Genomic DNA, 26,700 nt, shown 5'->3' on the forward strand with positions numbered 1-26,700 from the left:
GTAGCCACGCTACCTTGGAACGAAAAGCGACTGTTTTCGTGGGATTTTTGCGCCTTAATCTTGTCCACCAATCCCTTCGCAGCCTGGCTTAGGATAGGCGACTGGATATCCGCTTCGTGCCGAGACCGTGTGACAACTGCCTCAAACTGTGTCGTCATGCTCGGTTCCGCGAAACTGTATCAACAGCGCGGAAGTGCACGAGAGAGAGCAACAACAGATCCCGTTTGGCTGCGCAAGGCCTGCGCGCGCCGCTTGGCCGAGGCTGGGGCCACCGCGCACGAGATCGTCACGGTCACATGCCACAAAACACTGGCCCTCGTGCAGCGCTACACCAGGGCCGCTGGCCGCGAAGGTATGGCCGATTCCGCGATTGAAAAACTGATCGCCCGCCCGAATGGCGAGCGCGACTTGCCGAACCTTCCCAAGAGGTTTGTCTAATCCGACACCAACCCCAAGCAGGGAGAGGATAATTTATGAGAAGTGGTGAGCCGTGCAGGATTCGAACCTGCGACCCACTGATTAAAAGTCAGTTGCTCTACCAACTGAGCTAACGGCCCACTCTCTGTCCGGTCTTTCGACCCGTGGCGCTCTCTAAGCCAATTCACCGATCAGGTTCAAGGGCTTATTTGCACCTCGTGTCGCTTTCGTTTCCGGCGTGTCCAGCGACCCGATAGGCGGCCTAATTAGGCAGGTGGCAGAGGGGGGTCAACCCCCTTTTTTGCCTAATCCACGCAGCAGGCTGGAATAAGTTCCTTGGCAGCGTTATATGCCCGCCATGACACAGCAGACCACCGGTATGACCTTCATGAAGATGCACGGGCTGGGCAACGATTTCGTCGTTGTCGATGCGCGGGCGCATCCGGTCGACGTCACAGTTGCATTGGCCCGGGGTATCGCGCATCGCCATCTCGGAGTGGGATTCGACCAGTTGGCGCTGATCGAGCAGGGAAAGGGCGACGCGCATCTCGTGTTTCTGAACGCCGACGGTTCGACCTCGGCCGCCTGCGGCAATGCCACCCGCTGTATTGCGCGCTACCTGATGGACGAGACCGGTAAGACCGACCTGCACCTGACCACCGACCGTGGCGACCTATATGCGCGCGACGCGGGCAACGGGCTGACGTCGGTCAACATGGGCGCGCCGCAACTTTTGTGGCACGAGATCCCGCTGGCCGAAGAGATGGACACGCTGGAACTGCCCATCGAGGGCAGCCCGACTGCCACCGGCATGGGCAACCCGCATTGCACCTTCTTCGTGGCCGATGCCGAAGCGATCCCCTTGGCCGAGTTCGGCGCGCGCTACGAGCATCATCCGCTCTACCCGCAGCGCACCAATGTGCAGGTGGCGCAAGTTACCGGCCCCGACCGTATCCGCATGCGGGTGTGGGAGCGCGGCGTCGGCATCACCCTGGCCTCCGGCTCCTCCTCCTGCGCCACTGCCGTGGCGGCCGCGCGCCGGGGCCTGACGGGCCGCAAGGTGCAGATCGATCTTGACGGCGGCACGCTCTGGATCGACTGGCGCGAAGATGGCGTCTGGATGACCGGTCCCACCATGCATGTCTTCAGCGCTACGCTGACGCCTGAATTCCTGGCCAGCCTGAGATGAGCGCGCCCAAGTTCACCACGCTGGGTTGTCGTCTCAACGCCTATGAGACCGAGGCGATGAAGGAACTATCCGCCCAGGCCGGGCTGGATAATGCCGTCATCGTCAACACCTGCGCCGTCACTGCCGAGGCGGTGCGTAAGGCCCGTCAGGAGATCCGCCGCCTGCGCCGCGAGAACCCCACCGCGCGCCTGATCGTCACCGGCTGCGCCGCCCAGACCGAACCCGAGACATTCACCGCCATGGCAGAGGTCGACGCGGTGATCGGCAATACCGAAAAGATGCGGCCCGAGACCTGGAAGAGCATGGCCGCCGATTTCATCGGCGACACCGAAGCGGTGCAGGTCGATGACATCATGAGCGTGACCGAAACTGCCGGCCACCTGATCGACGGCTTCGGCACTCGCAGCCGCGCCTATGTTCAGGTGCAGAACGGCTGCGATCACCGCTGTACCTTCTGCATCATCCCTTATGGCCGCGGGAACTCGCGCAGCGTTCCGGCGGGCGTCGTAGTGGACCAGATCAAGCGGCTGGTGGATCGTGGCTATAACGAGGTGGTGCTGACCGGGGTCGATCTCACCTCCTGGGGCGCCGACCTGCCCGCAGAGCCCAAACTGGGCGATCTGGTGATGCGCATCCTGCGGCTGGTGCCCGACCTGCCGCGCCTCAGGATCAGTTCCATCGATTCGATCGAGGTGGACGAGAACCTGCTGCAGGCCATCGCCACCGAACCGCGCCTGATGCCGCATCTGCATCTCAGCCTGCAACATGGCGACGACCTGATCCTGAAACGGATGAAGCGCCGCCACCTGCGCGACGACGCCATCCGCTTTGCCGAAGAGGCCCGCCGCCTGCGCCCCGATATGACCTTCGGCGCCGACATCATTGCCGGGTTCCCGACCGAGTCAGAGGCGCATTTCGAGAACTCGCTGAAGCTGGTCGATGACTGCCACCTGACCTGGTTGCACGTCTTCCCCTATTCCCGGCGCGAGGGCACGCCTGCGGCCAGGATCCCCAGCCAGGTGAACGGCAAGACCATCAAGGACCGCGCAGCCCGCCTGCGCGACGCAGGCGACAGGCGTGTGGCGCTGCACCTTGCCGAACAGGTCGGCCGCAGCCACCGCATCCTGATGGAAAGCCCCCATATGGGCCGCACCGAGCAATTCACCGAGGTCAACTTCAAGACCCCGCAACCCGAAGGCCAGATCGTCACCGCCACGATAACCGGCACCTCGGGCAACGCGCTGACAGCGTGACAGCGCCCTCGCGCTTCTTTCTGGTTGGAAATACTCCGGGGTGAATTGCCCGCAGGGCAAGAGGGGCAGCGCCCCTCCCCTAATCTGGATCAGCCAGCAGCTCTTCCATGAACAGGCTCAGGAACTGGGTCCGCCCATCAACCCCCGCCTTGGCATAGATCGCCGCCGATTGCGCCCGCACCGTCCCCGCCGCCCGACCCCGGAGCGTGGCGATACTGTCATTGTCCAGCCCCTTGAGGATCATGAGTGCCACATCGCGCTCCGCGGGTGTCAGACCCCAGTCGGCAAAGAAACCTTCGATCACTTCGGCCATCTCACCGCGTGCTGCACGCAGACCCGTGGTGACCCGCTCCATCCTCAAGAGCAATTGGCGCAACTCGTACATCAGTACACCCAGCCCGATACACAGAACCAGCGCTACACCTCCTTCCAGCCACAGATGCGTGGGGCCGTCGTTGTCCCCCGCCCTCAGGTCGGCCAGAACGTCGCCAATGAAAAACAGGGCACAGAGGGCCTGCAATACGATCATCCAGGCCAGGATTGCAGCCCGGCGCTCATCCGCGTCGCCGGGCCGCATCAGGGGACGGAGCCATGCGGTCATCCGTCCAGCCGTTCCGCTTGTATCCGCTTGCGTCCTGTCACCATCGCGCGGGCCAGCGGCACGCCGGTGCGCCATTGGTCGAACAGCACACCGCCCACATGCAGTGCCACCGAGAACATCAGCCAGCCAAAGGCCGCCTCGTGCACCTCCTCGACCCAGTCGACGCCAAAGAACGTGACCGTGCCCATCATGAGGCCCGTGGCGCTCAACGCCAGCAATGTCAGCCACAGGTTATAGACCATCAGCGCCCCCAGGGGATTATGCGACAGGTGAACCCTGCGCTCTCCCCGCAGCATCGCCCATAGGTGCCCCAGAGCGGCAGCGGGGTTGGGCGGGAAGGCGGTGAAGCGCGCCGGTTTCGGCCCAACGATACACCACAAGAGCCGCAGCACAACCAGCGCCAGCACGCCATAGCCGACCTGCTCGTGCAGCGCACCATCGGGATCGGTCAGCGCACTGTTGACCAGCACGCCCAGCGCCACACCCCAATGCGTCAGCCGCACCAGCGGATCCCAGACGCGGATCTCGCGGGCGTTTTCACGCCCGCCAGGTGTCCCGGCCATCCGTCGTCACTCCATCTCGATCTTGCTGACCTTGCCGGTCTTGGGATCGACATAGACCTCGGCCATCTTGCTGTCCTTGACCACATAGGCCTCGATCTTACCGTCCTCGTCCTCGATCTTGCGAACGTCGTAGCCCAGGTCTTTCAGGCTGGCGCGGATCTCGTCCGGGGTGCTGCCCAACTGGGTGTCGGTGGTCAGATCAAAGGCCAGAACCGGGCTGGCGGCCAGAGCAAGCGCGGCAATCAGAGCAAGGGGTTTCATGGGACATCTCCTGATTTTGAGACAGGCGGACCATCCGCCGTCTGTCCCGAAACTGGCCTTGCCCCGGCATTCTCGCCATCGAACAGGGGCTTATTTTGCTGAAATAAGCCCCTGCTGATGGGTCTGAACGCTCGCAGTGATGGCAATCACGTCCAAAGAAAGCCAAAAAGCCCCCGCACCGGGGTGCGGGGGCTCTCGAAACCAAAGTGCAAAAGCAGCTTAGTGCTTCTTGCCCTTGTGCGGCGCCCACAGACGCTTGTTGGTCAGGTACAGCATGCTGGCCAGGATGGTCAGAAAGATCACGCCCACCAGACCGGCCTGCTTGCGGGCCATCATCTTGGGTTCGGCCGCCCACATCAGGAAGGCCGACACGTCAGCCGACATGTGGTGCAGGTCGTTGGCATGGCCATCGGCAAATTCCACCTGCTCGTCGCTCAGCGGCGGCGCCATCGATATCCAGCCACCCGGAAAGGCGGTGTTCTCATACAGGATCGAACCCGCTTCTTCCTTTTCCTCACCGGTGTAACCGGTCAGCAGCGAGGCGATGTATTCCGCGCCGCCGATCCCCTTGAACAGCTGGTTGATGCCCAGACCGTAGGGTCCGTGGAAGCCCGCGCGTGCCTTGGCCATCATGCTGAGGTCAGGGGCGCCAGCGGCGGTGTTGGCCGGGAAGTGATCGGTCGGAATCGCCGGACGATCGTCTTCCAATTCCGGATCATAGACCGAGAAGGTCTCGGAGGCATAGGCGCGGACCTGATCGTCGGTCCAGCCGATGCCACCCTCGTCGCCCAGCGTGCGCAGCGGCACGTATTTCAGGCCGTGGCAGGCCGCACAGACCTCGGTATAGACCTGAAGGCCGCGTTGCAGCTGGTTCTGGTCATAGGTGCCAAAGGGGCCTTCGAACGAGAACTGGAAATCCTCGATATGCTGCTCGCCGCCGCCTGCCGCAAAAGATGCGACAGGAGCAAGCGCCAGGGCAAAAGCGGCACCGATTGCAAGTTTCTTGAACATGAGTTCCGGTCCCTCTTCTTACTCGGCCGGAGTGGCGTCAGACGCCGTGCCGTAGTGCGCGTTGAAGTCTTCCTCGATCGTGGCCGGCTGCGGCAGCGGCTTCTCGATCACGCCCAGGATGGGCAGGATCACGAAGAAGTAGCCGAACCAATAGGCCGAAGCGATCAGCGAGAAGGATGCATAGGGCTCTTCCGCCGGCATCGCGCCCAGCCACATCAGGGCAAAGAAGTCGATGATCAGCAGGTAGAACCACCATTTGAACATCGGACGATACTTGCCCGAACGCACCGACGAAGTGTCGAGCCAGGGCGCCAGCGCCATCGCCAGGATCGCGCCGAACATCGCCAGCACGCCAAAGAACTTGGCGTCGATGATGCCGCCGGTCACAAAGCTGGCGATCTGCACCACCCAAACTTCCGAAGTGAAGGCGCGCAGGATGGCGTAGAACGGCAGGAAGTACCATTCGGGCACGATATGCGCGGGCGTCACCAGCGCGTTTGCCTCGATATAGTTATCGGGGTGGCCCAGATAGTTAGGCATGAAGCCGACAATCGCCCAGAAGATCACCAGCACGATGGCCAGGCCCACCAGGTCCTTGATCACGAAATAGGGCCAGAACGGCAGCGTGTCCTTCTCGGCCTCGGCTTTCGACCCGCGACGAACTTCAACACCCGTGGGGTTGTTGTTGCCGGTGGTGTGGAAGGCCCAGATATGCACGATGACCAGCGCCGCGATGACGAAGGGCAGCAGATAGTGCAGCGAGAAGAAGCGGTTCAGCGTGGCATTGTCCACGGCGGGCCCGCCCAGCAGCCAGGTCTGGATCGCCTCGCCCACAAAGGGGATGGCGCCGAACAGGCCGGTGATCACGGTTGCGCCCCAGAACGACATCTGTCCCCACGGCAGCACATAGCCCATGAAGGCAGTGCCCATCATGCAGAGATAGATCAGCATGCCGACGATCCAGGTGATCTCGCGCGGGGCCTTGTACGAGCCGTAGAACAGGCCACGGAAGATGTGGATATAGACGGCGACAAAGAACAGCGATGCGCCGTTTGCATGCAGATACCGCAGCATATAGCCGCCGTTCACGTTGCGCATGATGTGCTCGACACTGGCAAATGCCATGTCGACATGCGGGGTGTAGTGCATCACCAGCACGATGCCGGTGACGATTTGCAGCGCCAGGCAGAAGGCCAGGACGATGCCCCAGATCCACCACCAGTTCAGGTTCTTGGGGGTGGGGATCATGATGGTGTCATAGATCAGGCCGACGATGGGCAAGCGGCTGTTCAGCCACTTTTCGGCGCCCGTCTTCGGTTCGTAATGGTCGTGCGGAATACCGGCCATGAGCGCGCTTCCTTATCCCAGCTTGATGGTGTTTTCGTCGACGAACTCTGCAACCGGAATGTGCAGGTTCTCGGGCGCGGGGCCTTTGCGGATCCGGCCGGAGGTATCGTAGTGCGAGCCGTGGCAGGGGCAGAACCAGCCGTGGAAATCGCCGGCGCCATCACCCAGAGGCACACAGCCCAGGTGGGTGCAGACACCCATCATCACCAGCCATTCGCCGTTTTCGTCCAGCGAACGGTTCTCGTCACCGCCATCACCGCCACCACTCAGGTTGGGGTTGCGGGAGTCGTTGTCGATCAGATCGGACAGATTGACCGCGCGGGCTTCGTCGATCTCGGCCTGGGTGCGGCGGCGGATGAACACCGGCTTGCCCAAAAACTTGACGCTGATCTGGGTGCCGACCTCGACACCGCTGATGTCAACGCGAATCGACGACAGCGCCTGAACATCCGCCGACGGGTTCATCTGGTTGACCAGCGGCCAGACAGCGGCCCCGGTGGTTACGACACCTGCGCCAGCCGTGGCGTAGTAGAGGAAATCTCTGCGGGTGCCTTCGTGATCTTCTGCGTGGGACACGAGGTTTTCTCCGATTCCAGCGCCCGGGTCCGGGCAAACATGCATGTGCACCGCAATAAAATGCGGTGACTCAACGCGGGTATCTATCCGGGAGAAATCGGTTCGTCCAGCGGTCATAGGCGCGCAGGACGCCGCAGTTTGCCTTTCATGTCGCGGCAGAGCCACACAATTTCAAGCTCGACCCGGATATTTTACCCCCCTCAGGCCGCAGGCGGGCGCGTCTCGACCATCGAGGCGCGCGATTCGAAATCGGCGAACCACGCGGCCAACGCCGGGTTGCCGTTGCGCCAACCACGCACGTCATGCCGGAAATCGACATAGGCCAGTGCACAGGCCACCGCGATCTGGCCCATGTCCACCGGCCCGGCCAGATGCGCCATCCAGCGGCTCTCCAGCGCGGCGCAGGCGCGGGCGATCTTGTTCCACTGTCCTTCGACCCACGCGTCCCAGCGCTTGTCCTCGGGCCGCAGCCGTCCCTCATAGGTCATCAACAGCGCCGCGTCGGTGATACCGTCGCCCAGTGCCTCCAGCGTCATCGTGTTCCAGCGCCCGTCGCCCTCGGGGTACAGCCCACCCTTGTAGCGCGCATCCAGATAGGCGGTGATCACCCGGCTGTCGAACAGGGTCGGCCCTTCGGGCCGTTCCAGCGCCGGCACCTTGGTCAGCGGGTTCTTGGCCAAGAGCGCCTCGGCCGGAACCAGCGGCGTGCCGCTGGCGGTCACCAGCTCGACATCGCCCAGCTTGCCGGTTTCATGCAGCAGCACCATGACCTTGCGCACATAGGCGAGGTCGGGCTGTAATAGAGCTTCATCACGATGGTCTCCCTTTTTGCCTGTCGGCGCGGACCAATCCGCGTCAATCTCTAGTGGTATGCCGCGCAGCACCGGGATCAAGCCCCCCGCATCAGAGCCGCCAATGCGTCCAGCTCCGCACCGATACCTGCGGTCGCGATGCCTTCGGCCGCGCCATACCGTGCCAGCTCGGGCTTGTTCTGACCAAGCTTCCACGTACCCTGCACATCTGACACGCGCATCCGGCAGGGCACGATCATCCGCAACATCCGCTCAAGCGCACCGGGTGTCATCTTGGCGCTGGTCCAGGCAGGCTTGGGCAAAAGCCGAGCCTCGAAATAGGCCGAAAGACGGTCCAGCAAGCCCGGCAACTCTTCCTGCGGACACAACTCCAGCTCTCCGGTCAGATGCACGGCAACATAGTTCCAGGTCGGCACCTGATCCACGACACCATACCAGTCGGGCGAAACATAGCTGTCCGGCCCGCTGACCGCCAACCGCACCGCCACCGGTTCGGACAAGAGCCGCACGATCGGGTTCGACCGCACCAGATGCAGCTCGGCCACGTCCCCGTCGGGGTTCAGCAAAAACGGCACATGACTGATCAGCGGCGCGCCCTCGGCGGCCACCGCCAACACGCCAAACCCGCGCGCCCGGGCAAACTCCAGATTGCGCGCGGTGCTTTCGCCACGAAACGCCGGGTTGGGATGCATTGCGGTTCTCCTCTCTTGTCGATTCCGTCTTGCAGCGCCCACCGCGTCTTGGCAAGTTCCCCCTCGTTCTCAGGGCGGGGCGGAATTCCCCACCGGCGGTATGCGGGCCAGACCCGCGAGCCCGCGAGCGGCTCTTCCCGCGTCCACGATCCGAAAAACGGGAACCGGTTTTCGGACAAATCGTGGAGCCAGCAGAAGAGTGTCAGCAGATCTGGTGAGAGGCCAGAGCCGACGGTCACAGTCCGGATGAAAGAGAACGCACGGCCAGGCCACGCAACCGCGTGCGCCCGACCGTTCGTGATCGCCTTGGGTGACGTGTCTAACCAATGGAGATCATGATGACACACACCCGCTATGCCTTCATCAAGGCCAACTGGCATGCCGATATCGTCGACCGCGCGCTCGACGGTTTCCTCGACCTCATCCCGGCGGAACAGGTCGACATCTACGACGTGCCCGGCGCGTTCGAGATGCCGCTCCTCGCCCGCGATCTTGCTCAGACCGGACGCTACGCCGCCGTGGCCTGCGCCGCCTTCGTGGTCGATGGCGGCATCTACCGACACGATTTCGTGGCCCAGGCGGTGGTCGACGGGCTGATGCGCGCGGGCCTCGACACTGGCGTTCCGGTCCTGTCGGTCTCGCTCACGCCGCATCAGTACCAGGAAACCGATCACCACAACGCCATCTTCCGCACCCATTTCGTGGACAAGGGGCGCGAGGCCGCCCGCGCCGCGCTCCAGATCACCGCGACCCGCGCAAAACTGACGCAAGCGGCCTGATCTTAATTCCGCGACAAATACTCCGGGGGGAGCCTACAAAATTCGACGAATTTTGTAGGCGGGGGGCAGCGTCCCCTTTCCCCCCTTCACTCAGCAAACCCCTTGAGGCCGGGGACGCGCCCCGCTAAGCACATCGCGCAAAGGAGCGCCCCCATGTCGATGAACAGTTTTGGCCATCTCTTCCGCGTCACCACCTGGGGTGAAAGCCACGGACCCGCGCTTGGCGCCACCGTCGATGGCTGCCCGCCCGGCGTGCCGATCGACGAGGCGATGATTCAACACTGGCTAGACCGTCGCAAACCCGGCCAGAACAAATACACCACCCAACGACGTGAGGCCGACGAGGTAAAGATCCTCTCGGGCGTGTTCGAGGGGCAGACCACCGGCACCCCGGTGCAGCTGATGATCGAGAACACCGACCAGCGGTCCAAGGACTACGGGGATATCAAGGACAAGTTCCGCCCCGGCCATGCCGATATCACCTATTTCCAGAAATACGGTATCCGCGACTATCGCGGCGGCGGCCGCAGTTCGGCCCGTGAAACCGCCGCGCGGGTGGCAGCGGGCGGCCTCGCGCGCGAGGTGATCCGCGCCCTTGCCCCCAATGTCCAGATCACCGGTTACATGGTGCAGATGGGACCGCACCGGATCGACCGCGCCCGCTTCGACTGGGCGCAGATCGAACAGAACCCGTTCTGGGTGCCCGATGCCCAGGCCGCCACCGACTGGGCCGATTATCTCGACGGGCTGCGCAAGTCCGGCAGCTCGGTCGGCGCGGTGATCGAGGTCGTTGCGCGCGGCGTGCCCGCAGGCCTCGGCGCGCCGGTCTATGGCAAGCTCGACACCGATCTGGCCGCCGCGATGATGTCGATCAACGCCGTCAAGGGCGTCGAGATCGGCGAGGGCATGGCCGCCGCCGAACTGACCGGCGAGGCCAATGCCGACGAGATCTTCATGGGCCAGAACGGCCCGCAATACAGCTCGAACCACGCGGGCGGTATCTTGGGCGGCATCTCGACCGGGCAGGATATCGTGGTGCGTTTTGCGGTCAAACCCACCTCGTCGATCCTGACCACCCGCAAGACCATCACCAAGTCCGGCGAAGAGACCGAGATCATCACCAAGGGTCGCCACGACCCCTGCGTCGGCATCCGCGCCGTGCCGGTGGGCGAGGCGATGATGGCCTGTGTGATCCTCGACCACCTGCTGCTGCACCGGGGCCAGATCGGGGCCAATCGTGGCCATATCGGCTGATCTGCATCAGGCGCTGCGCGGGATCGTCGCCCAGCGTATGGCGACCGACCCGGCGCATGACCTCGCTCATCTGGACCGGGTCTGGGTCAATGTGCAGGCCATTGCCGGCCCCGATGCCGACAGGGATGTGTTGCTGGCCGCCAGCTATCTGCACGATCTGGTGAACCTGCCCAAGAACGCGCCCGACCGGCACACCGCCTCGCGCCGTTCGGCCGAGGCGGCGGCACCGATCCTGCACGACCTTGGCTTTGACGACACGCAGATCGCGGCCACCGGCCACGCCATCGCCGCGCACAGCTTTTCGACCGGGATCCCGCCGGAGACCGAAGAGGCGCGCATCCTGCGCGACGCCGACCGGCTCGATGCGCTGGGCGCCATCGGCATCGCCCGCAACTTCTCGGTGTCGGGCTCGCTAGGCCGGGCGCTTTATGATCCCGCCGATCCCTTCTGCGAACACCGCGCGCCCGACGATGCGCTCTATTCGCTCGACCACTGGCGGGTGAAACTGCTGTCCCTGCCGCAGGGCATGTTGACCGAAAAAGGTCGCGCCCTCGCCCAGGCCCGCATCGCGCTGATGCTGCGCTTCCTCGACGATTTCGCGGCTGAGATCGGCGCGCCTCTGCCTGCCGAATGGACCGCGGCATGAGCCAGATCCTGACTATCACCTTTCCGATCTACGCAGCACTCGCCATCGGGTTTCTGGTGGTCCGGCAAGGCTGGTTCAGCACCGCTGACATGCGGGTTCTGGGCCGCTACGTGATGGACATCGCCCTGCCCGCGCTCCTCTTCAACGCGGTGGCCAGCCGCAACGTGGCCGAGGTGTTCCACCCCGGCTACATGCTCGCCTTTGCCGTCGCCGGGCTCGGCACCGTGGCACTCAGCTACCTGTGGTTCACCCTGTCGGGCACTGACGCCACCCGCCGTGCGGTAGCAGTGATGGGCAGCTCCTGCCCCAATTCCGGCTTTGTCGGCTATCCGGTGATGCTGCTCACCTTTCCCGATCTGGCGGGCGTGATTCTGGCGCTGAACATGCTGGTCGAAAACGTGCTGATCATCCCCACCTGCCTGATCCTGATGGACATGGCGCGCGGGCGTGCGCAGGGCGGCATCGGTCGGCGCATCGCCGGCATCTTCTGGGGTGTGCTGAAACGCCCGATGGTGATCGGCCTGCTGCTGGGCCTCGCGGTCAGCCTCGCCGGTGTGCCAGTGCCACAAACCGTCACCCGGCTGATGCAGATGCTGGCCGCCTCCGCCTCGGCGCTGGCGCTGGTGGTTATCGGCGGCTCGCTTGCTGGTCTCAGTTGGCGCGGCAGCCGCTGGCATGCGGTGCAGATCTCTGCGCTGAAACTGCTGCTGCACCCGGCGCTGGCCCTGCTGGCGGTGATGCTGGTCGCCGCCATCGGCCTGCCGATGGATGCCGACATGCGCACCGCCTTGATCCTGTCGGCGGCGATGCCGATGTTCGGCATCTACGCCGTTCTGGCACAGGAGCTGGGGCACGAGGGCATGGCCTCGATCGCCCTGCTCACGGCAACAACACTGGCCTTCTTTACTCTCTCGGGCCTTCTGTACTGGCTGACCTGATCAGCGCCAGGCGGCAGGCGACGATCCCAGCTCACAAGCCGCGCTGTCCCAGTGCATCGGCGCTCCCTCGACGCTCAGCGCCGGTTTCAGCCGTCGCGCCGGGCCCCAAGGTGTCTGTTCGTTCCAATCCGACAGGTCATCGGGGGTGGAGCCGGTAATCGCCGGGCCCTCCTCTGCCTTTTCCATGGAACACAGCAGTTCCGCCGTCCGCGCCAAGGACAACCGGGCCGAGGACACGCCCTCTCCCCGCGCCGCCCGCGCCAGCGCCGACAGGACCGAAGCCGCCATCAGATACCCCGTCGCATGGTCCAGCGCCTGCACCGGCAACGGATGCGGTTTTTCGGCCCCGGCCCAGCCCATGCCCGCCTCGGCAATGCCACAGCTCATCTGCACCAGCGAATCGAAGCCGCGTCGCCCGGCCCATGGCCCGGTCCAGCCATAGGCGCAGAGGCTCACCTCGATCAGGTTCGGCGCCAGTTCCAAACGCCGCTCGGGCGAAACCATCGCATCCAGCGCGCCGGGACGATAGCCATGCACCAGAACATCCGCCCCTGCCAGCAACGCCTCGAAGCTCTCCCGGTCGGCGGCCTGTTTCAGATCCAGATGGGCACAGGTCTTGCCCAGTGTCACATCCGGCACCACCCCCGGTTCCGACCAGCTTGGCGGGTCGATGCGCAGGACCTCGGCCCCGTATCCGGCCAGCGTTCGCGTCGCCATCGGCCCCGCCAGCACCCGTGTCAGATCAAGCACCCTCAGCCCCGCCAGCGGCCGCGCCCGGGTGCCGCCAAAATCGCGCAAGGCGCCCGCGCGCGTCGCCCAATGCACCAGCGGCTCCGCCGCCACCGCCGCACCCTGCGGATGCGCCAGCCAGGTCGAACGGTCGCGCATCGCCGCTGCCGCCCCGCCCGCACCCACGACCGCTGATTCCAGCGCGTTGATCTGCCAGCCCCGCAACGCCTCGGCCACCACCGACCGTTCCGCCGTGCAGCCAAGTACCGAAAGCGCCGCATCCCGGTGATGCGGCGCATTGGTATGCAGCCTGATCCAGCCATCCGCCGCCGCGTAATCCCCCGCAATCGGGTCCCAGGCGCCGGGCATCTGCCAGCCCTGCGGATGGATCGACCAGGAATACCACAGCGAGGCCAGTCGCCGATCCACCGTCACCGCCGGGCGCGGCCCAAGACCCGTGGCCTCGATTACCTCGCCCAGCGCCGCGCCCACCGCGCCAAAGCAGCGGGTTGCAAGCTCTGTCACGGCAAACCGGGACGGCCACGCGCCCGCGCCCTGAACGTCAAAACCCTGCGGGCCAAAGGCGGCGGCGATCTGATCCATGTTGCAGGTTCCCAAACATGTTTCTGCACCTGCACAATGGCTGTTACCGATAGCAGAAATCAAGCGATTGATCTTTCCCAACCAAAGGCGCAGGGTCGCGCCATGGCAAACCCCTTAACATCGCATCGACCGGTCCTGGCCATCACGCTGAAACTCAGCGCGCTGGTCCTGTTCACCGTGATGTCCGCGATGATCAAGGCGCTTTCAGCCGATTTCCCGCCAGGCGAGATGGTGTTCTTCCGCTCGCTCTTTGCCATCCCCGTCATCCTGGTTTACCTGATCGCGCGCGGCCAGTTGCGGCAGGGTCTGATCGTCAAGAAACCCATGGGCCATTTCTGGCGCGGGGTACTTGGCACCAGCGCCATGGGGCTGACCTTCACCGGCCTCGGCCTGCTTCCCCTGCCCGAGGTGACCGCCATCGGCTATGCCACCCCGATCTTTACCCTGATCCTCGCGGCACTGATGCTGGGAGAGGCCATCCGCCTGGTGCGCATCGGCGCGGTCGCTCTGGGCCTTTTGGGCGTGATCGTCATGCTCTGGCCGCGCCTCGGCACCGGTGCCTCGCTGGATCAGGCGGCCACCATCGGCGCGCTCTGCGTGCTGGGCGCGACCGTGGCCCGCGCCTTTGTCCAGATCCATATCCGGCAACTGGTGCAGGTCGATCACGCCGCCGCTATCGTCTTCTACTTCTCGCTCACCGCGACGCTCCTGTCGGCGCTGACGGCGTTTTTCGGCTGGACCATGCCGACTGTGGAACAGGCCGCGATCCTGATCCTGACCGGGCTGATCGGCGGGGTGGCACAGATCCTCGTCACCTCCTCCTACCGCTTTGGCCAGGCCTCGATGCTGGCGCCCTATGACTATGCCTCGATGCTGTTCGCCATCATCATCGGCTATATCTGGTTCGACGAATTGCCGACGCTGGTGATGCTGGCCGGTGCCCTGCTGGTGATCGCGGGCAACGTGGTGGTGATCTGGCGCGAGCGGCAGCTGGGCCTCGACAATGTGAAGACCCGCCCGCTCAATCCCAAGGCGTGACCTTTACCTTTCCGCGCCACGCCCTAGGGTAGCGCGCAACCGGGAAAGGAACACAGATGACCGACGCGCAGGACCACAAGGAAAAGATGAAGGCCGTACAGGCCGAGCACCGCAAGAAAGTCTCCGAGGCGGTCGATCCCGGGCGCGGGCTGGTGCTGGTCAATACCGGCAAGGGCAAGGGCAAATCCTCGGCCGCCTTCGGCGTGGTAATCCGGGCGCTTGGCTGGGGGCAGAAGGTGGCCGTGGTCCAGTTCATCAAGGGCAAGTGGAAGACCGGCGAGCGGCGTTTCTTCGAGGAGCACAACCTGGTGACCTGGCACACGATGGGCGAGGGCTTCACCTGGGACACCCAGGATCGCGACCGCGACATCGCCGCCGCCACCGCCGCCTTTGGCAAGGCGCGCGAACTGATGGAAAGTGGTGAATATGACCTGGTGGTGCTGGACGAGATCAATATCGCGCTGCGCTATGAATACCTCTCGGTCGATACGGTGCTGGAGGGGCTCAAGGCCCGCTCCGACCGGACCAGCGTGTTCCTGACGGGGCGCGACGCGCCACAGGCGCTGCGCGACTATGCCGATCTGGTGACCGAAATGACGGTCGAGAAACACCCATTCGAAGCAGGGATCAAGGCGCAGCGCGGCGTGGATTTCTGACCCACATGAGCCGGCAGGCCGAGAACCTCAGCGGCAGCCTCTACATGGTGGCCGCCATGGGCGCCTTTGCGCTCGAGGATATGTTTGTCAAATCCGCCACCGCAGTCCTGCCGGTCGGACAGGTGCTGATCCTCTTCGGGCTGGGCGGCATGGGCATCTTTGCCCTGCTGGCCCGCTGGCGGGGAGAGGCCGCGTTTGTCCGGCCCGACCGGACGCTCGCGATCCGCTCGGGCTTCGAGGTGATGGGGCGCATCTGCTATACGCTGGCGCTGGCGCTGACCCCGCTTACCAGCACATCTGCCATCCTTCAGGCGACACCGCTGGTGGTGGCGATGGGGGCCGCGCTGTTTCTGGGCGAAACGGTGGGCTGGCGGCGCTGGGTGGCGATCCTGATCGGGCTGGCGGGTGTGCTGCTGATCCTCCGCCCCGGAATGCAGGGCTTTGTACCCGCCTCGATCTTTGCCGTCCTCGGCATGATCGGCTTTGCCGGGCGCGACCTGGCCACCCGCGCCGCGCGGCCCCGGCTGAGCAACGCGCAACTGGGCGTCTACGGCTTTGGCGCGCTGGTGGTCTCGGGCGTGCTGGCGCTTGGCTGGAGCGGCGGCGCTACCCTGCCAGATTGGGGAACGGCGCGGCACCTGGGTGCCGCGATCCTGTTCGGTGTACTCGCATACGAATGCCTGACCCGCGCGATGCGGCGCGGCGAGATCTCGGTCATCGCCCCCTTCCGCTATACGCGGCTGGTCTTTGCCATGATCCTCGGCATTGTCGTATTTGGCGAAACGCCAGACTCCGCCACCTGGGCGGGAGGCGCCATCATCGTCGCGGGTGGCATCTACACCATCCTGCGCGAAGGCCGCGCCAGACGCTGACTGGCCCCATCGGGGCCAGCCGCAGAATTTCACAGAAATTCTGTCACCAGAAAATTTTCAATTTTCTGGTCCGTGGCAAACGTCAGAGCGCCGACAGAACCGGGTCGAGCGTGACCGACCACAGCTCGGTATTGCCGCGATCCATCAGGCGAACCTTCATCTGCTGGTTGGCGGCATCAATATCCACGAGACCGAAGAATTGCAGACCCATGCTGGGCGGCAGGTTGGCGCCCTGCTCCGGCGTCGGCGCCTTGACGAACTTCACCTCGGGACCAAAGGTCCGGTCCAGATCATTGGGGCCGAAGGTCCCTGCATGCAGCGGACCCGAGACAAACTCCCAGAACGGCTCGAAATCCTGGACCTGCGCCCGGTCCGGGCTGTAGTGATGCGCGGCGGTGTAATGCACATCCGCCGTGAACCAGACCGTATTGCGCACGCCCGCGCTCTTGATAAAGCGCAGGAGATCGGCGATCTCCAGCTCGCGCCCCCGCGCCGGGCCGTGGTCGCCATTAGACACCGCCTCGGCGCCCGCCTTTTCCTTCCAGTTGTCCCAGACGATCAGGCCCAGCGGCATGTCGGATGCGATCACCTTCCACGTTGCGGTCGAGGCCGCCAGTTCCCGCTTGATCCAGGCCAGCTGTTCGGCGCCCAGGATACGGCTCTGGTCGGTGATCTCCTCTTCCATCGAGGCGCCGTTGGGGCCGCGATAGCTGCGCAGGTCGAGGAAAAACACATCCAGCATCGGCCCGTAGGAGATCTTGCGATAGACCCGGCCCGGCTCGGCAGGCGTGATCCTGAGCGGCGTCATCTCGTGAAACGCCCGCGCGGCGCGGCTTTGCAGCACATGCACCGATTTCTCGGTGTACCGGTCGTCGGCGCTCAGGTCCTTGGCATCCGACCAGTTGTTGACGACCTCATGATCGTCCCACTGGAAAAACGTCGGGCAAAGCGCGTTCATCGCCTGCACATGTTCGTCCATCAGATTGTATTTCCACTGACCCCGGAACTCGGCCAGCGTTTCGGCCACCTTGCGTTTTTCCTCGATCAGGGTGGTGTTCTTCCAGATCACAGCGCCGTCCTTTTCGACCTCATCCTTCATCGGGCCATCGGCATAGATGGTGTCACCGGAATGGATAAAGAAATCGGGCCGGTGCTGCGCCATCGTGGCATAGGTGCGCATACCCTCGTCGTCGATACCCCAACCCTGACCGGCGGTATCGCCCGACCACGCAAACCGGATATCCCGCCGCGCGGTCGGTGCTGTACGGAAACGGCCGACGATGGGCTCGGACACGGCGCGGATATCGTCCAGATCGGCAGCGACAAAGCGATAGAACACCTCCTGATCTGCCGGCAGGCTATCGACCAGCCGCTTGACGGCAAGATCGCTCTCGGGTGTGGCGAACATCGGCGACAGGCGGCGCGCATCGGCAAAGCTCTCGGTGCTAGACACCTCCATCATCACTTTTGCCGGGCGGTCGGTGCGGGTCCATATCATGCCCGATGCGGTATCGACGTCACCGGATTGCACCCCATGGGTAAAGACCGGGCGCGAGGCGGCGCGGCTGATCGAAGGCATCGCCAGCGTTGCGGTGAATGCGGTGCCGCCTGCCAGAAAGGCCCGGCGCGAGGGGCGAAGAAGTCGTGTCATGCGAATGCTCTCCTGTCTGGCGGCCGGAGTCTCCGGTCCGCGCGATTGGTAGGCGCATGAGAGCCGCGGGTTTGTAAAACCCGCGGCTCAGATTCTTGAACTTCTCACGATGTTATTGCGACGGATCGCTGCCGTCACCGGCTTACATCGCCGGTTTCGCCTCAGGCGTGCTCAAAGAGATGACCGTGACGACCGCCGCGCCGTTGACCCAGTAGAACAGCGCATCCAGCCCCGTGAACCCGAACAGGCTGGGCGCCAGCAGGAACACGATGCCCACGGTCAGGTCAACGGCCAGGTGAAACTTGTAGGGCAGGACGCGCCAGACCCCCAGATGGTGGTCGGTCAGCAGGGTCAGCACAAAGGCGGCGAATCCGGTGACGACCGATAGCCACAGCGCCATGGGGTTCTCGGCGCCCAGGCCAAGAACGACGGGCATGCCCATCAGGGCCAGAGCCACGGGATAATCGAGATAGGCATGCACGGTGCGCGTTACGAAACGAATAGACATGATTGGGGTCCTTATCAGGTTGGTTGAACCGCCCAACGGCGGAATAACCCTGATATGGCGCCAGACAGTCGAACGCTGAATGATCCATAGTTCGGGAATTAGGTCAGATCGTTCAAGATGCAGCCACTGCCTGCCTTTTTGCATCATCGAACTGCTGCCGATAGGCGGCTGGCGACACCCCGAGCTGCTTGCGGAACACCCGGCTGAACGCCGCTTCCGAGGCATACCCGGCCAGTTCGGCGGCATCGGCCACGCTCAACCGGCTGTCAACCAGGCCCTGACAGGCGATCTGCATCCGCCACGAGGTCAGGTATTGCATCGGAGTCATCTCCATCTTGGCAGCGAAATGCTGCGCGAAACCGGTGCGTGACTGCCCCGCAATCCGAGCCAGCATTTCGACAGTCCAGTCCTTGGCCGGATCCCGATGAAAGGCGCTGAGCGCTCGCGACAGGTTGGGATCAGCAAACCCCGCCAGCGCGGAATCGTCCGGGCTCACAGTTTCCAGATGCGCCCGGATCGCCTGGGCAAAAAGCGCCTCCGTCATCTTGAGCGCGATCAGGTCGCTGCCCATCCTGTCGCGCCCGGCCTCGGCCGCGATCACACGCAAAGTTGCCTCCAGCCACGCGCCGCGCTCCTCGCCATAATCCCGGATAAGGATATAGGGCGGTAGCCGCTCCAACAGGGTATGACCCGGGCAGGACCGGCCATGCATGCCGTAGGTCAGATGCCCGCAGATCAGCTGAGTGTCCTGATCGTCCTCGTCGCCGCCATAGACCAGCACCCCCTCACCGCGATAGCCCGACCGGCTCAGCACCGTATCCAGCGGCAGCGCGGAATCGGGGCGCGAATGCTGGCACAACAGCATGTGTTCGGCACCGTGCGGGATCAGCACCAGATCGCCTTGGGTCAGTCGCAGCGTCTCGTTTGCTGCCGGCACATGCACCATGCATTCGCCGCGATAGGCGAAGTGAAACCGGGCCACGTTCTGATACGAGGGCACATGCACGCCGAAGGGCGGCGTGAACGAGGTGCGGAAATACAGCGTCCCCTTCAGGGACAGACGGGTGAGGATATCGCTGAGCAGGTCCAACATACCGCCAACATACCCATTTTTTTCATTCCGTCCAGATAGCTGAACGATCTGCAATGTTCTTTGTCTTCACGCGCATTCAACATACCGGGAAACCAATTATCTGAGGATTTACCGAAACCTTTTAAGGAGACAAGACATGAAGACCATTACCCTCGCCGCCACCCTTGCCCTCGGATTTGCCGCCCAAACCGTCCAGGCGGCCGACAAGATGAACGACCTGGAAATCGCTCATACCGCCTATACCGCCGGTCAGATCGACATCCGCTATGCGCATCTGGCGCTGGCCGTGTCCGACAATGCCGAGGTCCGCGCATTCGCCGAAACCATGATCCGCGACCACACCGCGGTGAACGTTGCTGCCGGCGATCTGATCACCAAGCTGAACGTCACGCCCCAGGACAACGACCTGAGCCGCACGCTGGTCAAGGGTGCCGCCGACAAGCGCGCCGAACTGATGTCGCTGAGCGGCAAGGCCTTTGACTGCGCCTATGCCCAGAACGAACTCGGCTACCACCAGGTGGTCAACCAGACGGTCGAAGGCGTGTTCATCCCGACCGTGACCGTCGAACCGCTCAAGGATCTGCTGTCCGAAGCGCTCGTCACCTTCAAGGTGCACGAAGGCCATGCCGAGCAGATGGTGAACGGCCTGCAATGCGGCTGACCCGCAGGCAGGTCTGCTTCGGTGCGGGGGGGGCGATCGTGGGTTCCGCGCTCCCCGCATCGGGCTCTACCCCGGTGGTGGTCGATATCCGCGCCTTTGCCTTTGAGCCGGCCGAGATCACCATCCGGGCCGGGGAAACCGTGCGCTGGATCAACCACGACTTTGCCCCGCATACCGCCACAGATGACGAGGTAAACTGGGATACCGAAGAATTGGAAAAGGGCGGGCAGGCCACGATCCGCTTCGATACCCCCGGCACCTATCCCTATTTCTGTGCCTACCACCCGCATATGAGGGGATCGGTGGTCGTAACCACCTGACGCGCGGGGCCGTTATCCGGCCTCGCGCAACCGTTTGGTCAACCGGTGCAACCGCTCGCGCAGCTCGGCCAGTTCGGCAAGGTCCGCATCCGCCGCCGCCAGAATACAGTTCGAGATGTCCGCCGCTTCGCTCTCCAACCCACGGCCCTTATCGGTCAGGGTAACGATCACGCTGCGCTCATCCTGAGGGTTGCGCGCGCGCCTGATCAACCCAGCCGCCTCCATCCGTTTCAAAAGCGGCGTCAGCGTGTTTGATTCAAGCTGCAATTCCGCGCCCAGAGCGCTCACCTTGCGCCCGTCCTGCTGCCACAGCGCCACCAGCACCAGGTATTGCGGATAGGTCAGATCGAACCGCGCCAACAGCGGGCGGTACAGCCGCCCCATCGCATGATTGGCGGAATAGAGCGAAAAGCAGAGCAACTCGTCGAGGGTAAGGGCACGATCCAGCATGCCCACGATATAGATCGCGCGCGATTTTTTCGCAACGTCTTGCATTTCGCGGACTAGGCTACTATTTAGATCGTACACGATTTAATCGCATTCGATAAAATGGAGCCCAATATGACCGTGTCCCCCGTCTATACCGCCCATGCCCGCGCCACCGGTGGCCGCAATGGCCAGGCACAGGTCGCCGAATCCGGCCTCGACCTGGTGCTCGCCACCCCGCCCGCAATGGGGGGCAACGGCAAGGGCCACAACCCCGAACAGCTGTTCGCCGCGGGATATGCCGCCTGCTATGTCGGGGCGATGCAATTCGCCACGACCCAGGACGAGAGCCTGGCCAAAGTGCCCGCCGATGTCTCGGTCGATGCCGAGGTCGGCATCGGCCCCCGTGCCGAGGGCGGGTTTGGCCTGGCCGTGACGCTCAAAGTGTCTATGCCCGGCGTCGACAAGGCCGAGGCGCAGCGCATCGCTGATGCAGGTCACGCGATCTGTCCCTATTCCAACGCCACCCGTGGCAATGTCGTCGTCACGACCGAGATCGTCTGAAACAAAAAGGGCGCCGGTCATCCGGCGCCCTTTCCCCAAAAAACAGGTCGCGATTTACGCCCGAACCAGCGCCTCATATTCCGCCGCGATTTCGCGGGTCATCTGACCCACTTCGAACGTATAGGGGCCAATCTGGCCCACCGGAGTGACCTCGGCGGCGGTGCCGGTCAGCCAGCACTGTTCGAACCCTTCCATCTCTTCCGGCTTGATGCGGCGCTCGTGCACGGTGATGCCCTTGTCCTTGAGCATCCCGATCACCGTCTGCCGGGTGATCCCGTTCAAAAAGCAGTCGGCCAGCGGCGTATGCACCTCGCCGTCCTTGACAAAGAACACATTGGCGCCGGTCGCCTCGGCCACATAACCGCGCCAGTCCATGAACAGCGCATCCGAACAGCCCTTGGCCTCGGCCTTGTGCTTGGAGATGGTGCAAATCATGTAAAGGCCAGCCGCCTTGGCATGTACCGGGATCGTCTCGGGGCTGGGCCGCTTCCACTCGGCGATGTCCAGCTTGGCGCCCTGCATCTTGGCGTCGCCGTAATAGGCGCCCCAAGGCCAGACCGCGATTGCCATCCGCACCGGATTGCGGGCCGAGGCCACGCCCATATCCTCGCCCGAACCACGCCAGACCAACGCCCGAACATAGGCATCGGTCAGACCGCTGGCCTTCAGCGTCTCTTCCTTGGCGGCCTCGATCTGGTCGACAGAATAGGGCATCGGCATGTCCAGCGCTTGCGCACTGGCAACGAGCCGCTCGGAATGTTCCCGGCTCTTGAAGATCTTGCCGTTATAGGCGCGCTCGCCCTCGAACACAGACGAGGCATAGTGCATGGCATGGGTGAGGATATGGACCTTGGCATCGCGCCAATCGACCAGCTCCCCATCCATCCAGATCACGCCGTCGCGATCATCATAACCCGCCATTGTGTTCCCTCCACGCCAGGTAGTATTTCCAATAATTGCGCCAACAAGTTCCACACCGGACACTATATTGCGCAAAAACTGCGACTCACTACCTGTTCAGTATTGGAATGTCAACAAGACTGACATAAAGTGACGAGGAACGACAAAGGTGCACCACATGTCCGACGCGCGACCATCACCGGTCTTTGGCGGTGAAAGCCTGCTGTTTCTGACCGACGAGCAGCTGCGGCAGGGGATCGAGGCGATGTTTTTCGCCTATCGCGGCTTTACCGCAGACCCCGACCGGATCCTAGCCGAGATGGCCTATGGCCGCGCCCATCACCGGGCGATCCACTTCATCAACCGGGCACCGGGCACCACGGTGAACAACCTGCTGGCCATTCTGGGGGTCACCAAACAGTCGCTGAACCGCGTTCTGCGCACCCTCATCGCCGACGGCCTGGTCGAAAGCCGGGTCGGCACCCAGGACAAGCGCGAGCGGCACCTGTTCCTGACCGAGGCGGGCGCGGCACTGGAGGCGAAACTGTCGGATGCGCAGCGCGCCCGGATGCGCGCCGCATACAAGGAGGCCGGACCCGAGGCGGTCGCCGGGTTCCGCCAGGTATTGGAGGCGATGATGGATCGCGAGATGCAACGGGCCTATGTCAAGCTGCGGGACAGCGGCTCATGAGCGCCTTTGACGCCCACCTGCTGATCGTCGATGACGACGAACGTATTCGTGACTTGCTCAAGAAGTTCCTGATGCGCAACGGGTTCCTTGTCACCGCCGCACGCGATGCCGAACATGCGCGGCGCATCCTGTCAGGGCTGGATTTCGACCTGATCGTCATGGATGTGATGATGCCGGGCGAGGATGGTGTCAGCCTGACCCGTGCCCTGCGTCAGACCCTGAGCACGCCGATCCTGCTGCTGACCGCCCGTGGCGAGACCGAGCACCGGATCGCCGGGCTGGAGGCGGGCGCCGACGACTATCTGGCAAAACCCTTCGAACCGCGCGAGCTTCTGCTCCGGATCAATGCGATCCTGCGCCGCGTGCCCGATACCAGCGCCCAGGACGCGGCACCCAAGTTCCTGCAACTGGGGCCGATCCGATATGACATAGAACGCGGCGAGATGTGGCAGGGTGACCAGCTGGTCCGCCTGACCGCTACCGAGAACCAGTTGATGAAGATCTTTGCCGCTCGTCCGGGCGAGGCGATCACCCGCACCAAGCTGGTCGAGGATCTGGGCCGCGACCGGGGTCAGGCCCAGGAACGCGCGGTCGACGTGCAGATCACTCGCCTGCGCCGCAAGATCGAGCCCAACCCGAAACAGCCGCGCTACCTGCAAACGGTGCGCGGCGCGGGCTACATGCTCGCGCCGGACTAGGCGCGCAGACTTTTCTCATCCGCGGCTCTTTTCATGATAGGCTGAACTCATTGATTTCAGAGAGGCTCCACTCATGAATAGCACCGGCATTCTTTCAGTCGCGTTTCTAGCACTGGCCCTGCCCGCCAGCGCCCAGACCCTGTGCCGGGGCTTCGGCCCTCAGACCCCCCGCGACATTGCCAGCGCCATCGGCACCAACCCCGTCAGCTTTCCCCGCGCGCCCGAAACGGCCTCGATGAACCTCTGCGACATCCACACGCATACCAATGCTGAACACAAGGGGCCCGGTTTCTCTCTGCCCGGTGGCGAGGGCGAGCATGGCGGCTGGAAATGCAATGGCACCGAGAGCCTGTCCGCCGCCGAACTGACCACGCCCGAGGGGCACGAGGCATTCCACGGTGTAAAACCCGGCGACACGATCGAGGTGCATTGGGTCTATACCACCTGCGATGTCGATCCCGGCCCAACGCTCGGCTCCTGTTTCTCGGATGCCTGCACCAACCCCTCTCTGCGGGTCGAATCGCAGGTATTCCTGATCGTCAACGACGACAGCGCCGCCGACTTCGGCACCTTTGCCTATGACGGCCATATGGCGGGCGGATTGCACCAGCCAAAATCGCTGCCCTCGGGCACCGGCCAGCCCGTGGTCTTTCTCGGCTCGACCACCGGACCCAGCTACACGCAAGAGGTCTGTTCGCCCATGCAGGTGACATGGAGCGTGCGCCCCGAATGCATGAAACTTTCCTACAGCTCGATCCAGCACTGGGGCGCCAAGGGTAACGTCTTCAACGAAGATCACAGCCATGGTGTGCGCCAACTGGTGACCGCCCCCGAGCTGCTGGCCCCGATCAACTGACCCAAGGGAACAGAGCGTTTGCAGAGCCGCGCGCGCGTTGCTAGCGTGCGCACCATGACAACCGCCCTGATCACCCATGCCGACTGCCTGAACCATGTCACGCCCACCGGCCACCCTGAGCGGGTGGCCCGCTTGGAACATGTGCTTCACGCCCTCGAACCGCTTGACGTGCGCCGTGTCACCGCACCGATGGCTGCCGAAGACGACCTGCTGCGCATCCACCCCGCAGGCTATATCGCCGATATCCGCGATGCCCGCCCCGAGGAGGGGTTCACCCAGATCGACGGCGACACCTTCCTGTCGCCCGGCTCGGTCGATGCCGCGTTCCGCGCCGCAGGCGCGGTGGTGCGCGCGGTCGACATGGTGCTGGGCGGCGAGGTGCAGAACGCCTTTTGCGCCATCCGCCCGCCCGGCCACCACGCCGAACGCGAAACCGCGATGGGCTTCTGCCTCTTCGGCAATGCCGCGCTGGCCGCGAAACATGCGCTTGACCATCACGGGTTGAACCGCGTCGCAGTGGTGGATTTCGATGTGCATCACGGCAATGGCACCCAGGATCTTTTGTGGGACGAAGCGCGCGCGCTTCTGATCACCAGCCAGCAGATGCCGCTCTGGCCCGGCTCGGGCCGCCCGGACGAGGATGGCGCGCATGGCCAGATCGTCAACATCCCGCTGGCCCCCGGCACCGGCGGCGCCGAGATGCGCGCGGCCTACATGGCACAGGCCTTCCCGCGCCTGCGCGCCTTCAAGCCCGAACTCATCATCATCTCGGCCGGGTTCGACGCCCATCAGGACGACCCGCTGGCCAACCTGAACTGGTCCACCGCAGATTTCGCCTGGCTCACAGCCGAGCTTTGCACCCTTGCGCAAGGATTGTGCCGGGGCCGTATCGTCTCGACTCTCGAAGGCGGTTATGATCTGAACGCGCTCGCCGCCGCAACGCGCGCGCATGTACAGGAATTGATAAAGGCCGCGACATGACCGAGACCCCCGTCGACCAGATGAGCTTTGAACAGGCGATGAAAGAGCTGGAAACCGTGGTCGGTCAGCTTGAACGCGGCGATGTGGCGCTGGATCAGTCCATCGCGCTTTACGAACGCGGCGCGGCGCTGAAAAAACGCTGCGAGGACGAGCTCAAGCGCGCCGAAGAAAAGGTTGCCGCCATCACGCTCGACAGCAATGGCCAGCCAACGGGCACCAAGCCGGTCGAAGGTCTCTGACCATGTTCGGCGAAAGGCTGGCGCAGGACGCCGCGCTGATCCAGCGCAGTTTCGACACTGTGCTGGGCGCGCTGGAGCCGCTCGACATCACCCGCGCCATGGCCTGGACCACCGAGGGCGGCAAGCGCCTGCGCGGCTTTCTGGTGCTCGAAAGCGCCCGGCTGCATGACGTGGACGAAGCGCGCGCGATCTGGCCCGCCACCGCCATCGAGGCGCTGCATGCCTACAGCCTGGTGCATGACGACCTGCCCTGCATGGACGACGACGACCTGCGCCGGGGCCGCCCCACCGCCCATGTGAAATGGGACGAAGGCACCGCCGTTCTGGCGGGCGACGCGCTGCATTCGCTGGCCTTTGAGCTGTGTACCCGCCCTGAGGTCGGAACCGCCGAGACCCGCGCCACCCTGACACTGACGCTGGCGCAGGCGGCGGGCGCGCGCGGCATGGTGCTGGGCCAGGCGCTGGACATCGCCGCCGAAACCGCGCCAGAACCGCTGACACTTGACCAGATCACCCGGCTGCAAGCGGGCAAGACCGGCGCGCTGATCGAATGGTCCGCTGCCGCCGGTGCCGTGCTGGGTGGGGCCGATCCGGCCCCCTTGCGCCAATATGCCCGCGCGCTGGGGCTTGCCTTTCAGATCGCCGACGACATCTTGGATGTCGAAGGCGATGCCGAAAAGGCGGGCAAACGGCTGCAAAAGGACGCCAGCGCAGGCAAGGCCACCTTTGTCTCGCTCTTGGGTCTCGACGCCGCCAAGACCCGCGCCCGCGACCTTGTCGACCAGGCGTGTACGGCCCTCGCCCCCTATGGCGCTCGCGCCGAAACCTTGAAGGAAGCCGCCCGCTTCGTTATTGCGCGCGAGAACTGAACCACG

32 protein-coding genes, 1 tRNA gene, 1 pseudogene and 1 riboswitch are annotated in these 26,700 nt (G+C 64.0%); of the genes and pseudogenes, 19 read left to right on the forward strand and 15 right to left on the reverse strand.

Annotated features, from left to right (window positions below; translation table 11 throughout):
• Nucleotides 1-156: 156 nt before the first annotated feature.
• Nucleotides 157-438: a hypothetical protein gene (locus tag AC2FNA_RS06220; protein ID WP_496825169.1), complete on the forward strand. Its 282-nt coding sequence runs from the start codon at nucleotides 157-159 to the stop codon at nucleotides 436-438.
• 43 nt (nucleotides 439-481) lie between these two features.
• Here the strand turns inward: AC2FNA_RS06220 and AC2FNA_RS06225 are convergent.
• Nucleotides 482-557 (reverse strand) — tRNA-Lys (locus AC2FNA_RS06225).
• Between the two features lie 209 nt (nucleotides 558-766).
• On the opposite strand from AC2FNA_RS06225, the gene dapF reads away from it, so the two are divergent.
• Nucleotides 767-1,606: a diaminopimelate epimerase gene (gene dapF, locus AC2FNA_RS06230; RefSeq protein ID WP_496825170.1), complete on the forward strand. Its 840-nt coding sequence runs from the start codon at nucleotides 767-769 to the stop codon at nucleotides 1,604-1,606.
• Nucleotides 1,603-2,859 (forward strand): tRNA (N(6)-L-threonylcarbamoyladenosine(37)-C(2))-methylthiotransferase MtaB, encoded by a 1,257-nt coding sequence (mtaB, locus tag AC2FNA_RS06235; protein ID WP_496825171.1) that lies wholly within the window; start codon nucleotides 1,603-1,605, stop codon nucleotides 2,857-2,859. The genes dapF and mtaB overlap by 4 nt, the downstream gene beginning before the upstream one ends.
• Before the next feature lie 79 nt (nucleotides 2,860-2,938).
• Here mtaB and AC2FNA_RS06240 read toward each other — a convergent pair whose 3' ends face one another.
• The 8 genes and pseudogenes from AC2FNA_RS06240 to AC2FNA_RS06275 all read right to left on the reverse strand — a co-directional run bounded on the left by AC2FNA_RS06240 (nucleotide 2,939) and on the right by AC2FNA_RS06275 (nucleotide 8,722).
• The gene (locus tag AC2FNA_RS06240) at nucleotides 2,939-3,460 is read right to left on the reverse strand and encodes a helix-turn-helix transcriptional regulator (protein ID WP_496825172.1); all 522 of its coding nucleotides are present in this window, start codon (nucleotides 3,458-3,460) and stop codon (nucleotides 2,939-2,941) included.
• Nucleotides 3,457-4,023, reverse strand: a complete 567-nt coding sequence (locus AC2FNA_RS06245) for a cytochrome b/b6 domain-containing protein (protein ID WP_496825173.1) — start codon at nucleotides 4,021-4,023, stop codon at nucleotides 3,457-3,459. Before AC2FNA_RS06245 ends, AC2FNA_RS06240 begins: the two co-directional genes overlap by 4 nt.
• 6 nt (nucleotides 4,024-4,029) lie before the next feature.
• Nucleotides 4,030-4,284, reverse strand: coding sequence for a PepSY domain-containing protein (locus AC2FNA_RS06250; RefSeq protein WP_496825174.1), 255 nt, complete (start codon nucleotides 4,282-4,284; stop codon nucleotides 4,030-4,032).
• A 219-nt stretch (nucleotides 4,285-4,503) separates the two neighbouring features.
• Entirely contained in the window at nucleotides 4,504-5,295 is a 792-nt protein-coding gene (locus AC2FNA_RS06255) for a cytochrome c1 (protein WP_496825175.1), read from the reverse strand.
• An 18-nt stretch (nucleotides 5,296-5,313) separates the two neighbouring features.
• Nucleotides 5,314-6,642, reverse strand: coding sequence for a cytochrome b (gene petB / locus AC2FNA_RS06260; RefSeq protein ID WP_011046034.1), 1,329 nt, complete (start codon nucleotides 6,640-6,642; stop codon nucleotides 5,314-5,316).
• A gap of 12 nt (nucleotides 6,643-6,654) precedes the next feature.
• The gene (petA, locus tag AC2FNA_RS06265) at nucleotides 6,655-7,218 is read right to left on the reverse strand and encodes a ubiquinol-cytochrome c reductase iron-sulfur subunit (RefSeq protein WP_496825176.1); all 564 of its coding nucleotides are present in this window, start codon (nucleotides 7,216-7,218) and stop codon (nucleotides 6,655-6,657) included.
• A 200-nt stretch (nucleotides 7,219-7,418) separates the two neighbouring features.
• Nucleotides 7,419-8,029, reverse strand: a pseudogene (locus AC2FNA_RS06270) (glutathione S-transferase).
• A gap of 78 nt (nucleotides 8,030-8,107) precedes the next feature.
• Nucleotides 8,108-8,722 (reverse strand): FMN-binding negative transcriptional regulator, encoded by a 615-nt coding sequence (locus AC2FNA_RS06275; protein ID WP_496825177.1) that lies wholly within the window; start codon nucleotides 8,720-8,722, stop codon nucleotides 8,108-8,110.
• A 61-nt stretch (nucleotides 8,723-8,783) separates the two neighbouring features.
• A riboswitch (FMN riboswitch) is annotated at nucleotides 8,784-8,984 on the forward strand.
• 76 nt (nucleotides 8,985-9,060) lie between these two features.
• Here AC2FNA_RS06275 and AC2FNA_RS06280 point away from each other — a divergent pair.
• From AC2FNA_RS06280 to AC2FNA_RS06295, 4 genes are all read left to right on the forward strand, one after another.
• Nucleotides 9,061-9,501 (forward strand): 6,7-dimethyl-8-ribityllumazine synthase, encoded by a 441-nt coding sequence (locus AC2FNA_RS06280; RefSeq protein WP_496825178.1) that lies wholly within the window; start codon nucleotides 9,061-9,063, stop codon nucleotides 9,499-9,501.
• Between the two features lie 153 nt (nucleotides 9,502-9,654).
• On the forward strand, nucleotides 9,655-10,755 hold the full coding sequence (gene aroC / locus AC2FNA_RS06285) for a chorismate synthase (RefSeq protein WP_496825179.1): 1,101 nt from the start codon (nucleotides 9,655-9,657) through the stop codon (nucleotides 10,753-10,755).
• A complete protein-coding gene (locus AC2FNA_RS06290) occupies nucleotides 10,739-11,401 on the forward strand; it encodes an HD domain-containing protein (RefSeq protein WP_496825180.1) in 663 nt (220 codons plus the stop codon). Before aroC ends, AC2FNA_RS06290 begins: the two co-directional genes overlap by 17 nt.
• Entirely contained in the window at nucleotides 11,398-12,339 is a 942-nt protein-coding gene (locus AC2FNA_RS06295) for an AEC family transporter (RefSeq protein ID WP_496825181.1), read from the forward strand. Before AC2FNA_RS06290 ends, AC2FNA_RS06295 begins: the two co-directional genes overlap by 4 nt.
• Here the strand turns inward: AC2FNA_RS06295 and AC2FNA_RS06300 are convergent, their stop codons facing one another.
• Entirely contained in the window at nucleotides 12,340-13,671 is a 1,332-nt protein-coding gene (locus tag AC2FNA_RS06300) for a CoA transferase (RefSeq protein ID WP_496825182.1), read from the reverse strand.
• A gap of 102 nt (nucleotides 13,672-13,773) precedes the next feature.
• Here AC2FNA_RS06300 and AC2FNA_RS06305 point away from each other — a divergent pair, with 102 nt between their 5' ends.
• Genes AC2FNA_RS06305 through AC2FNA_RS06315 form a run of 3 tightly spaced genes read left to right on the forward strand, consistent with a single transcriptional unit; the run spans nucleotide 13,774 to nucleotide 16,237 of the window.
• Nucleotides 13,774-14,709, forward strand: a complete 936-nt coding sequence (locus tag AC2FNA_RS06305) for a DMT family transporter (RefSeq protein ID WP_496825183.1) — start codon at nucleotides 13,774-13,776, stop codon at nucleotides 14,707-14,709.
• Between the two features lie 56 nt (nucleotides 14,710-14,765).
• Entirely contained in the window at nucleotides 14,766-15,365 is a 600-nt protein-coding gene (gene cobO, locus AC2FNA_RS06310; protein WP_496825184.1) for a cob(I)yrinic acid a,c-diamide adenosyltransferase, read from the forward strand.
• A 5-nt stretch (nucleotides 15,366-15,370) separates the two neighbouring features.
• Entirely contained in the window at nucleotides 15,371-16,237 is an 867-nt protein-coding gene (locus tag AC2FNA_RS06315; protein ID WP_496825185.1) for a DMT family transporter, read from the forward strand.
• A gap of 82 nt (nucleotides 16,238-16,319) precedes the next feature.
• On the opposite strand, the gene AC2FNA_RS06320 is transcribed toward AC2FNA_RS06315, so the two are convergent.
• The 3 genes from AC2FNA_RS06320 to AC2FNA_RS06330 form a co-directional block, all read right to left on the reverse strand.
• On the reverse strand, nucleotides 16,320-17,888 hold the full coding sequence (locus AC2FNA_RS06320; RefSeq protein ID WP_496825186.1) for an alkaline phosphatase D family protein: 1,569 nt from the start codon (nucleotides 17,886-17,888) through the stop codon (nucleotides 16,320-16,322).
• A 142-nt stretch (nucleotides 17,889-18,030) separates the two neighbouring features.
• Nucleotides 18,031-18,396 (reverse strand): hypothetical protein, encoded by a 366-nt coding sequence (locus tag AC2FNA_RS06325; RefSeq protein WP_234170766.1) that lies wholly within the window; start codon nucleotides 18,394-18,396, stop codon nucleotides 18,031-18,033.
• 112 nt (nucleotides 18,397-18,508) lie between these two features.
• The gene (locus AC2FNA_RS06330) at nucleotides 18,509-19,489 is read right to left on the reverse strand and encodes an AraC family transcriptional regulator (RefSeq protein WP_496825187.1); all 981 of its coding nucleotides are present in this window, start codon (nucleotides 19,487-19,489) and stop codon (nucleotides 18,509-18,511) included.
• Nucleotides 19,490-19,625: 136 nt separating this feature from the next.
• Between AC2FNA_RS06330 and AC2FNA_RS06335 the strand changes: the two genes are divergently transcribed.
• Both AC2FNA_RS06335 and AC2FNA_RS06340 read left to right on the forward strand, forming a co-directional pair.
• Nucleotides 19,626-20,150 carry a DUF4142 domain-containing protein gene (locus tag AC2FNA_RS06335; protein ID WP_496825188.1) on the forward strand — a complete coding sequence of 175 codons (525 nt, stop codon included), beginning with the start codon at nucleotides 19,626-19,628 and terminating at the stop codon, nucleotides 20,148-20,150.
• 38 nt (nucleotides 20,151-20,188) lie between these two features.
• The gene (locus tag AC2FNA_RS06340) at nucleotides 20,189-20,470 is read left to right on the forward strand and encodes a cupredoxin domain-containing protein (RefSeq protein ID WP_496825189.1); all 282 of its coding nucleotides are present in this window, start codon (nucleotides 20,189-20,191) and stop codon (nucleotides 20,468-20,470) included.
• A gap of 12 nt (nucleotides 20,471-20,482) precedes the next feature.
• Here the strand turns inward: AC2FNA_RS06340 and AC2FNA_RS06345 are convergent, their stop codons facing one another.
• Nucleotides 20,483-20,920, reverse strand: coding sequence for a MarR family winged helix-turn-helix transcriptional regulator (locus AC2FNA_RS06345; RefSeq protein WP_496825190.1), 438 nt, complete (start codon nucleotides 20,918-20,920; stop codon nucleotides 20,483-20,485).
• Nucleotides 20,921-21,031: 111 nt separating this feature from the next.
• Between AC2FNA_RS06345 and AC2FNA_RS06350 the strand changes: the two genes are divergently transcribed.
• Entirely contained in the window at nucleotides 21,032-21,460 is a 429-nt protein-coding gene (locus tag AC2FNA_RS06350; protein ID WP_496825191.1) for an organic hydroperoxide resistance protein, read from the forward strand.
• A gap of 54 nt (nucleotides 21,461-21,514) precedes the next feature.
• Here AC2FNA_RS06350 and AC2FNA_RS06355 read toward each other — a convergent pair whose 3' ends face one another.
• Nucleotides 21,515-22,381, reverse strand: a complete 867-nt coding sequence (locus tag AC2FNA_RS06355) for a branched-chain amino acid aminotransferase (RefSeq protein WP_496825192.1) — start codon at nucleotides 22,379-22,381, stop codon at nucleotides 21,515-21,517.
• 157 nt (nucleotides 22,382-22,538) lie between these two features.
• Here AC2FNA_RS06355 and AC2FNA_RS06360 point away from each other — a divergent pair, with 157 nt between their 5' ends.
• The 6 genes from AC2FNA_RS06360 (at nucleotide 22,539) to AC2FNA_RS06385 (ending at nucleotide 26,694) form a co-directional block, all read left to right on the forward strand.
• Nucleotides 22,539-23,051, forward strand: coding sequence for a MarR family winged helix-turn-helix transcriptional regulator (locus AC2FNA_RS06360; RefSeq protein WP_234170773.1), 513 nt, complete (start codon nucleotides 22,539-22,541; stop codon nucleotides 23,049-23,051).
• Nucleotides 23,048-23,749, forward strand: a complete 702-nt coding sequence (locus AC2FNA_RS06365; protein WP_496825193.1) for a response regulator — start codon at nucleotides 23,048-23,050, stop codon at nucleotides 23,747-23,749. The genes AC2FNA_RS06360 and AC2FNA_RS06365 overlap by 4 nt, the downstream gene beginning before the upstream one ends.
• A 73-nt stretch (nucleotides 23,750-23,822) precedes the next feature.
• Nucleotides 23,823-24,605, forward strand: coding sequence for a delta-class carbonic anhydrase (locus tag AC2FNA_RS06370; RefSeq protein WP_496825194.1), 783 nt, complete (start codon nucleotides 23,823-23,825; stop codon nucleotides 24,603-24,605).
• A 54-nt stretch (nucleotides 24,606-24,659) separates the two neighbouring features.
• Complete coding sequence (locus tag AC2FNA_RS06375) at nucleotides 24,660-25,586, forward strand: histone deacetylase family protein (protein WP_496825195.1); 927 nt, start codon at nucleotides 24,660-24,662, stop codon at nucleotides 25,584-25,586.
• Entirely contained in the window at nucleotides 25,583-25,825 is a 243-nt protein-coding gene (locus tag AC2FNA_RS06380; protein WP_044027791.1) for an exodeoxyribonuclease VII small subunit, read from the forward strand. The genes AC2FNA_RS06375 and AC2FNA_RS06380 overlap by 4 nt, the downstream gene beginning before the upstream one ends.
• Before the next feature lie 2 nt (nucleotides 25,826-25,827).
• The gene (locus AC2FNA_RS06385) at nucleotides 25,828-26,694 is read left to right on the forward strand and encodes a polyprenyl synthetase family protein (RefSeq protein ID WP_496825196.1); all 867 of its coding nucleotides are present in this window, start codon (nucleotides 25,828-25,830) and stop codon (nucleotides 26,692-26,694) included.
• Nucleotides 26,695-26,700 lie beyond the last annotated feature (6 nt).

Source organism: Ruegeria sp. YKSD163, assembly GCF_059612905.1.